This is a genomic window from Streptomyces javensis (genome assembly GCF_039525925.1).
Classification (GTDB): domain Bacteria; phylum Actinomycetota; class Actinomycetes; order Streptomycetales; family Streptomycetaceae; genus Streptomyces; species Streptomyces asiaticus.
The window spans coordinates 1-13,390 of the sequence record NZ_BAAAIF010000015.1 but is presented as its reverse complement, the minus strand read 5'-3'; the positions used below and the strand labels follow the sequence as shown (position 1 = coordinate 13,390).

The window sequence follows — 13,390 nt, the reverse complement described above, 5'->3', positions numbered from 1 at the left end:
GACCCGTGCCCATCACGGCCAACCAGATCCGCGCCGTCATCGGCGACTACACCAGCGCCCATCCCGAGGAGAAGACGACCCTCGCGCCCGTTCTCGATCTGCTGGACAGCGGCGCCGACCTCACCAGCCGGAAGGAATTCCGGGGCCACGCCACTGCCGGGGCCGTCCTGGTCGACGACGACGGGCAGGCCCTGTTCATCGAGCATCTGGCACTCGGCAAGTGGCTACTGCCCGGCGGCCACCTGGAGGCCGACGACGCCGATCTCATGGGCGCCGCCCTACGGGAACTGGCGGAGGAGACCGGCATCGGCGCTGGTGTCGCCCCGCTCTCACCCGTCCCGGTGCACATCGACGTACACCCCATCCCGGCCAACGACGCCAAGGGCGAGCCCGACCACCAGCACTTCGACTTCCGCTACCTGTTCCGCACCACTGCTGGCAGCGACGTGACCTTGCAGGCCGAGGAAGTCAGCGGCTTCGCGTGGCGGGGCCTGGACACCATCAGCGACGAGCGGCTGAGGAACCGCGTTCGCGCCGCCTTGCGCTGACCGGGACCTTGGCTCTGACAGCCCTCCGCCCCCTCGCCGACCTACTCGCGCAAGGAGACACCTCCCGATGACCCCCGACACCGCACCGGAGCGGCGCGCCCTCGCCGACCGGCTCCAGGAGGCAGGAGTCCTCGCCCATCCGAAGTGGCGCGCGGCGGTCGAGGCCGTACCCCGTGAGCTGTTCCTCCGGCCCGGCGTGTTCCTGCCCGCCGACGATGGGCACTGGCGGCCCGCCACCGCACTCGGCACCGACCCGAAGGAATGGTCCGAGATCGCCTACCGCGACGAGTGCGAGCGTGAGGCGAAGGTGCCACCGACGCTGCTGGAGGAGTGGATGCCCGCCTTCCTCGCCCAGCTCGCCGCGCCCGGCGCCCAGGTCGTACATGCCGCCCGACCCGATGGCATCCAGTAACGCTACGTGTTCGATGCCGACCGCGAATCCTTCGCCGCGTTCGCCGACAACGGCTCCGGCTGGACCGTCCGGCAAGGCGGCCCGGTGGCGCTGTGGGATGACATCGAGCGGACGCTCCTTGCCTGGCAGGACGCCGAACGTCCCGATATCACCACCGTGCGGCTCCGCGTCACCCCCCGCTCGCATACGTACTGGATCGACGACCGGCCCGCCGCACTGCGCTGGGAACACCGGCTCGGCTGATCACGGGCCGCAGACGCGACGAAGGGCCCCGCCGTGGTGGCGGGGCCCTTCGTCGTACATGGGATGAGTGGAGATGGCGGGAATCGAACCCGCGTCCAACGGTGCGGAATCAGGGCTTCTCCGAGCGCAGTCCGCTGTGATTTTCTCGGCCCCGGAGATCACGCGGACAAGTCTCCGACGGGCTCAGTCACTGTTTGATTTCCCACTACACCCCGTGACCGGGTCTAGTGGTTTAGTTCCCTAGTCGATGCCAGGATCCGGGTCGGGAACAGCCCCGGGCTGACACTTCGCAAGTCGCTACTTAGGCAGCGAGGGCGAAGGAATCGCGCTTGGTGTTGGCGATTATTGGTTGCGACACATGGTTAACGAGATCATTGCCGCTTCCTCGGCTCGCTTCCCCTGCTTCGACAGCCGCTGTCGAAACCGATCATCCCCATGTTGCCCACTATTGAATTAGGTACTGCTCAAGGTGGTGCCACGCCCTCGAGGGGCGCAGGGCCATCATAGGTGAACAACGCGCGACGGGGCCACATCATTCCCGTCGGCCGTGGTGCGCCTTCCGGCTGGTCAGGCGCGCTGGCGGCGGCGGGCCGCCGAGATCGCCCGCTCGGCCTCGCGGCGGTCCTGCTTCTCGCGGAGGGTCTGGCGCTTGTCGTACTCCTTCTTGCCCTTGGCCAGCGCGACCTCGACCTTGGCCCGGCCGTCCTTGAAGTACAGGGCCAGCGGCACCAGGGTGTGGCCGGTCTCCTGGGTCTTGCCGGTCAGCTTGTCGATCTCCGCCCGGTGCAGCAGCAGCTTGCGCCGGCGGCGGGCCGAGTGATTGGTCCAGGTGCCCTGGCTGTACTCGGGGATGTGCACGTTGTGCAGCCATGCCTCGCCGCCGTCCAGCTGGGCGAAGCCGTCCGCGAGCGAGGCGCGCCCCTGGCGCAGCGACTTCACCTCGGTCCCGGTCAGCACCAGACCGCACTCGTAGGTGTCCAGGATGTGATAGTCGTGCCGCGCCTTCTTGTTCTGCGCGATCAGCTTGCGACCCGTCTCTTTAGCCATGGTCAGGCCATTCTCGCACTATGCCCCGCCCCCGAGGCCACTCAATACCGTGCGCGCCCGCGCCTCCGCGGACGGGCCGTCGTCGCCCTTGACCGTCAGGTCCGGGTCGATGCCCTCGCCGTCGACGTTACGCCCGGCGGGGGTCCGGTAGTGGCCGACGGTGAGCTCGGCGACCGAGCCGTCGGGGAGTTCGCTGGGCATCTGGACCGAGCCCTTGCCGAAGGTCCGGGAGCCCACGACCACGGCGCGGCCGCGGTCCTGGAGGGCGCCGGTGAGCAGTTCGGCGGCGCTCATGGTGCCGCCGTCGACCAGCACCACCAGCGGGGTGTCGGTGTCGCCGCCCGATCGCGCGTCGAGAACTCGCTGGTCACCGCGGACGTCATAGGTGGCGACCAGGCCACCGTCGAGGAAGGAGGAGGCGGCGGTGACGGCCTCGGAGACCAGCCCGCCGGAGTTGCCCCGCAGGTCGAGCAGTATGCCGTCGCCCCGGGGGATGGAGCGCACCGCCCGCCGGACGCGCTCTCCGGTGCCCTTGGTGAACGAGTCGACCTTGATCCGGACGGTGCCGGGTCTGTGGTCGTCGTAGCCGCTGAGCCGGTCGACGGTCACCGGGTCCGTGGTCAGCCGGGCCCGGCGGAGCTCTTGGCGCCATTCGTGGCCGCCGCGCCGCAGCCCGAGCTCCACCCGGGTGCCCGGGGAGCCGTCGGCGGGTCCGCGCAGCAGGGCCACGACCTCGGTGACGGGCAGCCCGGTCACGGATCTGTGGTCGACCGTGCGCAGCCGGTCACCGGCCCGGACCCCGGCCTTCTGGGCGGGGCTGCCGGGCTCGACGCGCTCCACCGCGATCCGCCCCTGGGCGTCCCGGCGGGCGGAGATCCCGACGCCGACGTAGGCGCCGTCGAGGGTCTGGCGGTAGCCCTCGTACTCCCGGGCGCTGTAGACCGCGCCCCACCGGTCCCCGCTGCGGCTCACCACCTCGCGGGCGGCCTTGGAACCGGACTTCCCGTCCTCCTGGGCCGCGGCGGCGGCCGCCTTGACCTGGTCGCTCTCGACCGCGCCGACGTAGGCGCGGGCCGGTATCCGGGCGGCTTGGGGGTCCCGGCGCGATCCGGGCTCGGCGCCCCAGGAACCGACGGCCGCCCCGGTGGCGAGCACGCTGGCGAAGACCAATGTCAGGGCGGCCCCGCGGCGAATGCGGCGGGGATGGACGAACAAACACGGGCCCGACATGCCGGTGAGTGTAGGGCACCAACAGGCGCCGTACCGGGGGTTGTCCGGTACGGCGCCCTAGGCGAATGTCACACCTTGAGGTACTTGCGTAGCGCGAAGAACGCCGCGAGAGCGGGCATGAGCAGGCCAATCGCGAGCACCAGTGGCAGCTTCGCCAGCACCGCGTCCCAGCCGATGAAGTTGATCACATCGATCTTGTCCACCAGCCAGTTGTTGACCAGGAAGTACTGCCCGCTCACCAGCAGTACACAGGCGAAGCCCGCGCCCAGCAGCCCCGCGATGGCGGCCTCCATGATGAACGGCATCTGGATATAGAAGCTGGACGCGCCGACCAACCGCATGATCCCGGTCTCCCGGCGGCGGCTGAACGCCGACACCCGCACCGTGTTGACGATCAGCATCAGTGCGACGATCAGCATCAGCGTCATCACGCCGAGCGCCGCGAAGTTCATGCCGTTGAGCAGATTGAACAGGTCGTCGACCAGGGCCTTTTGGTCCTGGACCTCCTGCACCCCGGGCCGCGCCGCGAAGGCCGTGGAGATGACGTCATAGCGCTCGGGGTCCTTGAGCTTGATGCGGAAGGACTCCTGCATCTGGTCCGGGGTCAGGGAGTCGGCCAGCGGCGAGTCGCCGAACTGCTCCTTGTAGTGCTTGTACGCCTCCTCACTGGTCTCGAAGTGCACCGACTCGACGATGTTCATCTGCTTGAGCTCGGACTCGATCTCCTGCTTCTGCGCCTCGGTGACCGCGCCCTTGGCGCAGTTGGCCGAGGTCTCCTTGTCGTTCTTGTTGCAGAGGAAGATCGAGACGTTGACCTTGTCGTACCAGTAGCCCTTCATCGTGCTCACCTGCTCGCGCATGAGCAGCGACCCGCCGAACAGGGCGAGCGAGAGGGCCACCGAGACGATGACCGCGAAGGTCATCGTGAGATTGCGGCGGAGACCGACGCCGATCTCCGACAGGACGAACTGGGCGCGCATGGCGTCCTTTCAGTGCTGGTAGCCGTAGACGCCGCGGGACTGGTCGCGGACGAGGCGGCCCTTCTCAAGTTCAATCACGCGCTTGCGCATCTGGTCCACGATCTGCTGGTCGTGCGTGGCCATGACGACCGTGGTGCCGGTCCGGTTGATCCGGTCCAGCAGCTTCATGATGCCGACGGAGGTCTGGGGGTCCAGGTTTCCCGTCGGCTCGTCGGCGATCAGCAGCATGGGACGGTTGACGAACGCGCGGGCGATGGCCACCCGCTGCTGTTCACCACCGGAGAGCTCGCCGGGCATACGGTCGTCTTTACCGCCAAGACCCACGAGATCGAGCACCTCGGGAACGGTTTTCCGAATGGCGCCGCGCGGCTTGCCGATCACCTCGAGCGCGAAGGCGACGTTCTCCCCGACCGTCTTGTTGGGGAGCAGCCGGAAATCCTGGAAGACGGTCCCCAACTGGCGGCGCATCTGCGGCACCTTCCAGTTGGACAGCCGCGCGAGATCCTTGCCGAGCACATGGACCGCGCCATGGCTGGCGCGCTCCTCGCGGAGCAGCAGCCGGAGGAAAGTGGATTTTCCCGATCCCGAGGAGCCCACCAGGAAGACGAACTCGCCCTTCTCGATCTCGAGCGAGACATCCCGAAGTGCGGGACGGGTCTGCTTGGGGTAAGTCTTGGATACGTTGTCGAATCGGATCACTGATGCACCACGGTCGACCTGGGTAGCGGTACGGGTCGCAGCCGAAGCGGCTCCCGTCGGTGAGCGTGACCATACGCGAAGCGCGCATGGACGCGCAGTCCGCCGTCCGGCGTGGGTGGGTTTCTTCACTGCACTATTGGGGTCAAACGGTTGACAAGCCGCCTGTCGGCGCGGCTGAAACGGCCACGAAACCGGTACGGATGCGGCACGGAATCGTGCGGGGCGCGCCGAACCGGACGGAAGCTGGCACAGTGGAAGGGGAACCAACCCATTTCCCTGAGCGTTGGCCCCGTGTCTACTGCGGCACCGCCGCGCGGGAGGAGAAAGCGCATGACGTACGACAGGCTCGTCTGCGCCAACTGCGCGAGCCCCGTCAGCGAGGGCCGCTGCCCGGTCTGCCGGGCCAGCAGGGAGCGCCTCCAGCAGGAGGGCATGTTCGGCGGGCTGACCCCGGCCGCGCTGATAGCGCTGCTGGTGGCGCTCATCGCGGTGGCCGTGCTCGCGCATGAGATGGCGACGGCGTAACGGAGCGTTACGGGGCGATACGCCGGACTTGGCGCCCCTGAACGCACCGGGCGCCCGATAAGCGCACAGCCGATAAACGCACACCCGATAAACGCACAAGGGGCCCGGAGCGCTGGAGCGCTCCGGGCCCCTTACCGTGCGTGAGGCGCGCGATCAGGCCACGTTGTTGCGGTTCACCAGACGCGGCACAAAGCGGAAGCCGATACCGCCGGCGATCATCGTCGCGGCGCCGACCAGCAGGAACGTGGTCTCGGAGGCACCGGTCTCGGCCAGCTGCTCCTTGGCCTTGCCCTGCTCCACCGGCTTGGAGCCGACATTGTCGGTGCCGGTGTTGTCGTCGCAGTTGGTGCTGTCGAGGTCCACCGTGCAGGTGCTGTCGTCGCCACCGTTACCGCCGGTGCCGCCACCCTGGCCGGGCGTGCTCGGCTGGGCGGTCGGGCCGTCGGTGGGCTCGTCGGTCGGCGGCTGAGTGGGCTCATCCGTCGGCGGCTGAGTGGGCTCGGTCGGCTCGCTGGTCGGCGGAGTCGGCTCGCCTGTCGGCGGGGTCGGCTCACTGGTCGGCGGCGTCGGCTCGCCCGTCGGGATCGAGGTCGGCTCGTCGGTGGGCTCGTCGGTCGGGTCCGGCTTGCCGATGCCGACGCCGACGTCCAGACCCTTCTCGTCCGCGTTCGCGGAAACGTTCACGCCACCGATACCGACATCGACACCAACGGCCGATGCGGCGCCGGCGGCGGTGAGCGACGCGCCGGCGGCGATCACCGCACCGGCCGCTATTCGCGCCACGCGCAGCCGCGTCTTCTTCGTCATCTGCCTGCTACCCCCAGTAGCTGTACTCGTCAATGGAGCAGCTATGCACGGGGCAGCGGCTCGGGGTGTCTCAGTCTCCGCGGGCCCCTATCCCTCCGAGGCGGTCCGCCTGCCCCCGTGCAACACGCGCCCCAGTCATACGCATGCCGCGCGTCAGCCTTCCCAGTTTTCAAACCACCGTCAAGGCCATTGCATGCGAGATGTCCGCTATGGAAGTGCTTGCCGCATGCATGGGTACAGGACTGTGACCAAAAACGCGGTGGGCGCGGCCCGTTGGGGGCGAGCGGGAAGGTTACTTCCCCTGCTCCTGCTGCTTGCGCCAGCGGATCCCGGCCTCCAGGAAACCGTCCAGCTCACCGTCGAGCACGGCCTGCGGATTGCCGACCTCGAACTCCGTGCGCAGGTCCTTGACCATCTGGTACGGGTGCAGGACGTACGAACGCATCTGGTTGCCCCAGGAATTGCCGCCGTCGCCCTTGAGCGCGTCCATCTTGGCCTGCTCCTCCTGGCGGCGCCGCTCGAGCAGCTTGGCCTGGAGGACGTTCATCGCGGTGGCCTTGTTCTGGATCTGCGAGCGTTCGTTCTGACAGGAGACGACGATGCCGGTGGGGATGTGGGTCAACCGCACCGCGGAGTCGGTGGTGTTGACGCCCTGGCCGCCGGGGCCCGAGGAGCGGTAGACATCCACCCGCAGCTCGGACTCGTCGATCTCGATGTGGTCGGTCTGCTCGACGACCGGCAGCACCTCGACGCCCGCGAAGGAGGTCTGGCGGCGGCCCTGGTTGTCGAACGGCGAGATCCGCACCAGGCGATGGGTGCCCTGCTCGACCGAGAGCGTCCCGTAGGCGTACGGGATCTGCACGGCGAAGGTGGTCGACTTGATGCCGGCCTCCTCCGCGTACGACGTCTCATAGACCTCGGTCTTGTAGCCGTGGCGCTCGGCCCAGCGCAGATACATCCGCTGGAGCTGCTCGGCGAAGTCGGCGGCGTCCACCCCGCCCGCCTCGGCGCGGATGTTGACGACCGCCTCACGGGAGTCGTACTCGCCGGACAGGAGGGTGCGCACCTCCATCTCGTCGACGGCCTTGCGCACGGCCTCCAGCTCGGCCTCGGCCTCGGCGCGCGCGTCCTCGTCGCCCTCGTCGGAGGCCAGCTCGAACAGCACCTCGAGATCGTCGATCCGGCCGCGCAGCTCCTCGGCCCGGCGCAGCTGCCCCTGGAGATAGGAGAGCTTGCTGGTGACCTTCTGCGCGTTCTCCGGGTCGTCCCACAGGGACGGGGCCGCCGCCTGCTCCTCGAGCACGGCGATGTCGGCCCTCATCTTGTCGAGGTCCAGGACGGCCTCGATCGACCCCATGGTCGAGGAGAGGGACTTCAGCTCTTCGGATACATCGACGACTGCCACGGGACCAGCGTAACCGCTACGGCAGACTGACCGTCCCCGGTCATGGCGTACCGGGTTCCTGGGAGGCGGAGTGCTCGCCGCCCTTGGGCGGACCGCCGCCGTCGTCGCCGCTCGCCACCAGCCAGCCGCCGAGCCCCACCGCGACCAGCGCGGCCAGGGTGACCGCGGCCACCTTCAGCCGGCGGCGGCGCAGCGCGCCCGCGACCGCGGGGTTGCGGGCCGAGCCCGCCCGTCGCTGGCCGTGCACCCGGGGGGCGCGCGCGGTGCCGTGGGCGCCGCCCGCGAGCTCGTCCGCGCTGGGCACCCGCATGCTGGTGTGGGTCTCGCGGCTGGAGTCCGGCACCGCGCCCGGGACCAGCGGCACCGCGCCGCGCCGCCGCGGGGGCGTATGCGGCGCGGGCCCGGAGGCGGGGACGGAGACACCGCGGTGCGGAGTCTCGGCCTCCGCGCCCTCCCGCTCGCCGCCCTCCTGCTGCTCATCGGGCTCGTCGATGTCCAGCGGCGGATATCCGGCCAGGCCGGGCAGCAGCTCGCGCAGCCGGGCGGCCAGCTCGGAGGCGCGCAGCCGGGAGGCGGGCGCCTTGGCCAGGCACTGGAGGAGCAGCTGCCACAGCTCGTCGGGGATCCCGGGCAGCGGCGCCACGGTCTCGGTCACATGGCGGCGCAGGATCGCGCCCGGGTGGCCACCGCCGAAGGGCGTGAAGCCGGCCAGCATCTCGTACAGGACCGTCGCCAGGGCGTACACATCCACGCTGGCCCGGGGCGGCAGCCCCTCGACGATCTCGGGGGCGAGATAGTCCGGGGTGCCGATCACGCTGCGCGGGTTCGGCGAGCGGCCCTGGGAGGACGCCCGGTCGCGGGCGGGCTGGGCGCGGATCGGGGTCGGCTCGTCGACCAGCCGGGCGATGCCGAAGTCGGTGAGCAGGGCGGGGTGCGCACCGCCGGGGCCGAGCGGGCCCTGCATGTCCAGCAGCACGTTCTCCGGCTTGACGTCGCGGTGGACGACCCCGGCGGCGTGCGCGGCGGCCAGCGCGTCGGCGACGTCCACCGCGATCGCGACGGCGGCCTCGGGGGCGAGCCTGCGCTCGCGGTCGAGGCGGGTGCGCAGATCCGTACCGCGGATCAGGTCCATGACCAGTGCGAGGTCATTGCCGTCGACCACCAGGTCGCGCACCCCGACCACCCGGGGGTGGTCGAGGCCGAGCAGTGCGGTGCGCTCCTGGACGAAGCGCTCCACGAGCTCCTGGTCGGAGGAGAGGTCCTCACGCAGGAGCTTGATGGCGACGGGTCCCTCGGGCCCGTCACCCAGCCACACCGCGCCGGCGCTGCCGCGCCCCAGGAGCTGATGCGCGGTGTACCGACTGCCGATCTTCCGTGACAAGACTGCTCCGAATCCTCCGACAAGGGGGGCACGTTGGCGACAAAGCTACGCGGCTACTGGCGCGTTGGGTGCACCAGACAACGCCAACTGTCACTTCTGCGGCGGAAAACACCCTTCGGATGTCGACAAATCACCGGAGTGGGAGGTGCGGAGGCGGAGTCACGGGGTCGGAAACGGGTCCGGGGTCCGGCCCTGTTCGGGTCCGGACCCCGGACCGGATCAGCTGTCGAGTCCGCCGAGGCGGCGGATCAGCTGTCGAGTCCGCCGAGGCGGCGGATCAGCTGCCGGGGCCGCTGGGGCCGCCGAGGTCCTCGATCCAGTTGCCGATGTCCTTGGCCCAGCCCGAGACCGCGTCCCAGTAGCCCTTGCCGTCGGCGATCCAGTCCTTGAGCGGGCTCAGCTCCCAGACCAGCCAGGAGCCGATGACCAGGACCACGATCACGAACAGACAGCCCTTGAGGCACCCCAGGCCCGGGATCTTCATCCGGTTGGGGTTGGAGCCCCGCTGCCGGGGCTCGCGGCGCGGCTCCGGCTGCTGCGGCGGCGGGGCGTAGCGCTGCGGCTGGGGCTGCTGCGGGTGGTGCGGCGCCGGGGCGTACTGCTGCGGCTGCTGGTACTGCTGCGGCGGCGGCTGCTGGCGGCCCCGCCGGCGCTGGGGCGGCTGCTGGGGCTGCTGGTACTGCTGCGGCTGCTGGTACTGCTGTTGCTGTTGCTGGTACGGCTGCTGCGGCGCGGCCCGGTGGGGGCGGCGGCGCAGCGGGTCCTCGCTCGGGTCGAGGTACTGGACCTGGGTCTGCTCATTGCGGTCGCGGGCCGCGCGCAGCTGGTTCTGCCAGGGGTGCGGATCGTCCTGGCCGGGCCCACCGGGCGGTACGGGCGGCATGGCGCGCGTCGGGTCGGCGCCCCCGGCCGGTCCTGAGCCGCTCGGCAGCACCTGGGTCGGGTCGGCGTTGGCCCCGGCGTTCGCGCCTGTGGTGGGCATCACATTGGTGGCCGCGGCGGGGTCGTACGAGGGGGTGCCGCCCGGGGCGTTCGTGGGGAGCGCCTGGGTCGGGTCGGCCGAGCCCGCGGGCGCGGTGTCCGGGACCGGCGCGGGCGCCGGGTCCGGGGCGAGTCGCGCGGCCTCGCCGAGCGCCGCCTCGGCCTGCGCGGCCGACGCGTGCACCCCGACACCGGCGGCGACCACGCGCAGCGCCTGGGCCAGGTTCTCGGCGCTGGGGCGCTCCTCGGGCCGCTTGCGCAGACAGCGCTCTATGACGGTCCACAGCGGCTCGGGCACGGTCGAGGGGCGGCGCGGCTCCTCGCTGAGGTGGCGGTGGAGCACCTCGAGGGCGGTGTTGCCGGCGAACGGCGGACGGCCGGTGACCAGCTCGTAGAGCATGATGCCCGCGCCGTAGATGTCCACCGCGGAGGTCTGCGGACGGCCCTCGGCGGACTCCGGCGCCACATAGGCGGGGGTGCCGACGAACTCCTGGGTGCGGGTGAGGCCGGGCGAGTCGGCGAGGCGCGCGATGCCGAAGTCGGTCAGCATCGGGTGCATCTCCTGGCCCTCGCCGGTGCCCGCGAGCAGCACGTTGGCGGGCTTCAGATCGCGGTGCACCACACCGTCGGCGTGGCTGGCGGCGAGCGCGTCGGCGATCTGAGCGGTGAGCAGGGACGCGGCCACGGGGGTGAACGGGCCGTTGCTGCGCAGGTACTTGTGCAGGTCCGGGCCGTCGATCAGATCCATGACCAGGGCCAGCAGATCACCCTCGACCACCAGGTCGCGGGTGCGGACGATGTTGGGGTGGGTGAGCCTGAGCAGCACCGAGCGCTCGCGGAGAAAGCGCATGACGATGTCCGCGTCGTTCGCGAGCTCCTCCTTGAGGACCTTGATCGCGACGGTCTCGCCGGGCTGCCCGGCCACGGCCGCCTCGGCCCCCGCCGTCTCCCGCTGGCTGGCTCGCCAGACGGTGCCCGTGGCTCCGCGCCCGAGCGGCTCCTCGAGCAGGTATTTGCTGCCTACCGGCCGCACGTCATGCGCTCCCTGATCGTGGTCTTACATCGGTGATCTGCGTTGGTCTGCTGGGTGATCTGCTGCGTGGGTCTGCTCTGGTGCTCGACTTGTCGTGCTCGTCCGCCCCACTGTAATGGCGACGCACGGTGAGCCCTATCCGATCACCACACGAGGGTCCGGTGGGGGTGGCCGCGCGGGTCTCCGGTGGGGCCGGTGAGGTGCCCGGTGGGGTGCCCGGTGGGGTGTCCGCCGCGGGGGAAGACGTGTGATCCGGACGGATGGTTGCCAACGTTGGTCCGGGTCGCTTGTTGACCGCTCAATCGACGCTCAAACGGGCGCCGAGAGTCACGGAGGGGCGGCTTCCGCCGCATCTTCGCCGCATCTCCGCCGCATCTCCGCCGCATCGAGGACGGCTCAAGGGCGGCCGTTCCGGTCGCAATCAGCCAGTTTCGGCCGACTAGCCGAGCAATCAAGATCATGTAGCGCCGGGCGGCGGGCGAAGTGTCGGTGGCAGGTGCGAGGATGCAGGCAGCACGGAAGCGCCGAGCGGCGGGAGGCTCACGCTCCGTGACCCGTACGACCCCGTACGGACCTGTACGTGCCGAAGGGCCTGGGGGCGGTGGTGGGGGTCGGCACCCCTGCCCGGCCCCCCGGACAGAAGGGACCGTTGACGGCGATGCAGATTCGGCTGACCGTCCTCGGGCCGCGCAGCGCCCACCCGGGCCGTTCCGGCCACCATCCTGCGCCCGCGTCCGGGCCGCACGCCCTCGTGGGCGCGGTGGACGTCCTGGTCACCGCCCCCGCGGGCACGGCACTCGGCGCCGTGGCGGGCGGGCTGGCCGACGCGGTCGCCGCCGCCGGGTACGAGGCGGGGGGCGTCGGCGGCGGGAGCGGCGGCGCGGTGGTGCTGTACGCGGGGGGCGAGCGGCTGGACCCACAGCGCTGTGCGCTCGGCGAACCGCCGCTGGTGGACGGCGCGGTGCTCTCCCTGCACGGCCCGGCCGACCCCGACTCCGACCACTACCCCGGCTACCCCGGCCTGCCCGAGACCGCCGTCGCCGACGCCACGGTCCACCTGGACGTGGTCGCGGGGCCCGACGCGGGCGGCGTCCATCTGCTGCACGGCGGCCAGGTCCGCATCGGCCGCTCCGCCGACGCGGACGTCCCCCTGGACGACCCCGACGTCTCCCGGCTGCACTGCGCGGTCACGGTCGCCGAGGACGGCCGCGTGACCATCGCGGACCTCGGCTCGACCAACGGCACCGCCGCCGACGGCGTCCCCGTGGGCCCCCAGCCGGTGCCCCTGGAGCCGGGGGCGCTGCTGCGGATCGGCGAGTCCGCCCTGCGGCTGCGCGTCCCCTCCACGGCATCGGCGATGCCCTCGGCCCCCACCCGCCTCCCCGTCCAGGCGGACGGCGAGGGCCACCTCCGCGTCACCCCCGCCGGGGACCACCCCACCCACACCAAGGCCCCCTGGACCGGCGCCCCCCAACCGACCGCCCCCACCGACACCACCCAGGGCCCCTGGACCCCTCCCACCCGCCACCCCGGCACGGGCTGGACGAGGGTGGGCCAGACCGGTGACGAGTCTCACGCGACCCACGGCAGGGCTGGCGCCCATGGGGATGGCGACGGCTGGAGTGAGGGCGCGACCCCCGGGCCGCGCGGCGGTGGCGCCAGTACGGGCACCGGGCCACGCGGCAGCAGCGGCAGCAGCGGCAGCAGCGGCAGCACGAGCAACGGGCCGCGCGGCGACGCGGGCACCGGCGCCCAGGGCGCGGCGAGCCCCCACGGCCGCCGGAACGAGGCCGACTGGGGCCCCGGCACGGGCACGCCCCCCGGGCCACACGGCGACGCGGGCACCGGGCCCCAGGGCGGGCCGAGCCCCTACGGCCGCCGAAACGACGACGAGTGGGGGCCCGCTGCGGGCGCGGCCCCTGGGCCACGCGGCAGTAGCGGCAGTACGAACACCGGGCCGCGCGGCGACGCGGCCGGGCGCGGCCGGGGCCCCTCGGCACCCGGCGACCAGCCGTACGACGACCCGTCCACCGCCCGCACCCGACGCAGCGAGCGCGCCGCCGGGCCCGGAGCCGCCGGACAGGGCCAGGCGGGTCGCC

The 13,390-nt window shown here is 71.4% G+C and carries 13 protein-coding genes and 1 other RNA gene; 5 read left to right on the top strand and 9 right to left on the bottom strand.

What is annotated here, in order from left to right; genetic code table 11:
* The first annotated feature begins 5 nt into the window (after nucleotides 1–5).
* The 3 genes from ABD329_RS15985 (at nucleotide 6) to ABD329_RS48230 (ending at nucleotide 1,203) form a co-directional block, all read left to right on the top strand.
* Nucleotides 6–548, top strand: a complete 543-nt coding sequence (locus tag ABD329_RS15985) for an NUDIX hydrolase (protein WP_198277925.1) — start codon at nucleotides 6–8, stop codon at nucleotides 546–548.
* 67 nt (nucleotides 549–615) lie between these two features.
* Nucleotides 616–960 carry a hypothetical protein gene (locus ABD329_RS48235; RefSeq protein WP_425574343.1) on the top strand — a complete coding sequence of 115 codons (345 nt, stop codon included), beginning with the start codon at nucleotides 616–618 and terminating at the stop codon, nucleotides 958–960.
* Nucleotides 961–966: 6 nt separating this feature from the next.
* Nucleotides 967–1,203 carry a hypothetical protein gene (locus tag ABD329_RS48230; protein ID WP_425574342.1) on the top strand — a complete coding sequence of 79 codons (237 nt, stop codon included), beginning with the start codon at nucleotides 967–969 and terminating at the stop codon, nucleotides 1,201–1,203.
* Between the two features lie 65 nt (nucleotides 1,204–1,268).
* On the opposite strand, the gene ssrA is transcribed toward ABD329_RS48230, so the two are convergent.
* From ssrA to ftsE, 5 genes are all read right to left on the bottom strand, one after another.
* Nucleotides 1,269–1,638, bottom strand: a transfer-messenger RNA (tmRNA) gene (ssrA, locus tag ABD329_RS15975).
* Nucleotides 1,639–1,770: 132 nt separating this feature from the next.
* Nucleotides 1,771–2,250: an SsrA-binding protein SmpB gene (gene smpB / locus ABD329_RS15970; RefSeq protein WP_037954775.1), complete on the bottom strand. Its 480-nt coding sequence runs from the start codon at nucleotides 2,248–2,250 to the stop codon at nucleotides 1,771–1,773.
* Nucleotides 2,251–2,268: 18 nt separating this feature from the next.
* Nucleotides 2,269–3,480, bottom strand: coding sequence for a S41 family peptidase (locus tag ABD329_RS15965; protein WP_198277924.1), 1,212 nt, complete (start codon nucleotides 3,478–3,480; stop codon nucleotides 2,269–2,271).
* A 68-nt stretch (nucleotides 3,481–3,548) separates the two neighbouring features.
* Nucleotides 3,549–4,460 (bottom strand): permease-like cell division protein FtsX, encoded by a 912-nt coding sequence (gene ftsX / locus ABD329_RS15960; protein ID WP_020870885.1) that lies wholly within the window; start codon nucleotides 4,458–4,460, stop codon nucleotides 3,549–3,551.
* Nucleotides 4,461–4,469: 9 nt separating this feature from the next.
* The gene (ftsE, locus tag ABD329_RS15955) at nucleotides 4,470–5,159 is read right to left on the bottom strand and encodes a cell division ATP-binding protein FtsE (RefSeq protein ID WP_009717451.1); all 690 of its coding nucleotides are present in this window, start codon (nucleotides 5,157–5,159) and stop codon (nucleotides 4,470–4,472) included.
* A 330-nt stretch (nucleotides 5,160–5,489) separates the two neighbouring features.
* Between ftsE and ABD329_RS15950 the strand changes: the two genes are divergently transcribed.
* Nucleotides 5,490–5,684: a hypothetical protein gene (locus tag ABD329_RS15950; protein WP_020870883.1), complete on the top strand. Its 195-nt coding sequence runs from the start codon at nucleotides 5,490–5,492 to the stop codon at nucleotides 5,682–5,684.
* Between the two features lie 153 nt (nucleotides 5,685–5,837).
* Here the strand turns inward: ABD329_RS15950 and ABD329_RS15945 are convergent, their stop codons facing one another.
* The 4 genes from ABD329_RS15945 to ABD329_RS15930 form a co-directional block, all read right to left on the bottom strand.
* On the bottom strand, nucleotides 5,838–6,491 hold the full coding sequence (locus tag ABD329_RS15945; protein ID WP_198277923.1) for an LPXTG cell wall anchor domain-containing protein: 654 nt from the start codon (nucleotides 6,489–6,491) through the stop codon (nucleotides 5,838–5,840).
* A 292-nt stretch (nucleotides 6,492–6,783) separates the two neighbouring features.
* Nucleotides 6,784–7,896, bottom strand: coding sequence for a peptide chain release factor 2 (gene prfB / locus ABD329_RS15940; protein WP_037954772.1), 1,113 nt, complete (start codon nucleotides 7,894–7,896; stop codon nucleotides 6,784–6,786).
* A 40-nt stretch (nucleotides 7,897–7,936) separates the two neighbouring features.
* A complete protein-coding gene (locus ABD329_RS15935; protein ID WP_344316523.1) occupies nucleotides 7,937–9,277 on the bottom strand; it encodes a serine/threonine-protein kinase in 1,341 nt (446 codons plus the stop codon).
* Between the two features lie 277 nt (nucleotides 9,278–9,554).
* On the bottom strand, nucleotides 9,555–11,291 hold the full coding sequence (locus ABD329_RS15930; RefSeq protein WP_344316521.1) for a serine/threonine-protein kinase: 1,737 nt from the start codon (nucleotides 11,289–11,291) through the stop codon (nucleotides 9,555–9,557).
* A 658-nt stretch (nucleotides 11,292–11,949) separates the two neighbouring features.
* Here ABD329_RS15930 and ABD329_RS15925 point away from each other — a divergent pair.
* A partial coding sequence (locus ABD329_RS15925) for an FHA domain-containing protein (protein WP_344316520.1) occupies nucleotides 11,950–13,390 on the top strand: 1,441 nt, incomplete at its 3' end.

Coding starts and splice junctions, on each gene's coding strand:
- ABD329_RS15950 (WP_020870883.1), top strand. CDS start 5,490: ATGACGTACGACAGGCTCGTCTGCGCCAACTGCGCGAGCCCCGTCAGC.
- ABD329_RS15965 (WP_198277924.1), bottom strand. CDS start 3,480: ATGTCGGGCCCGTGTTTGTTCGTCCATCCCCGCCGCATTCGCCGCGGG.
- ftsX (WP_020870885.1), bottom strand. CDS start 4,460: ATGCGCGCCCAGTTCGTCCTGTCGGAGATCGGCGTCGGTCTCCGCCGC.
- ABD329_RS48235 (WP_425574343.1), top strand. CDS start 616: ATGACCCCCGACACCGCACCGGAGCGGCGCGCCCTCGCCGACCGGCTC.
- smpB (WP_037954775.1), bottom strand. CDS start 2,250: ATGGCTAAAGAGACGGGTCGCAAGCTGATCGCGCAGAACAAGAAGGCG.
- ABD329_RS15945 (WP_198277923.1), bottom strand. CDS start 6,491: ATGACGAAGAAGACGCGGCTGCGCGTGGCGCGAATAGCGGCCGGTGCG.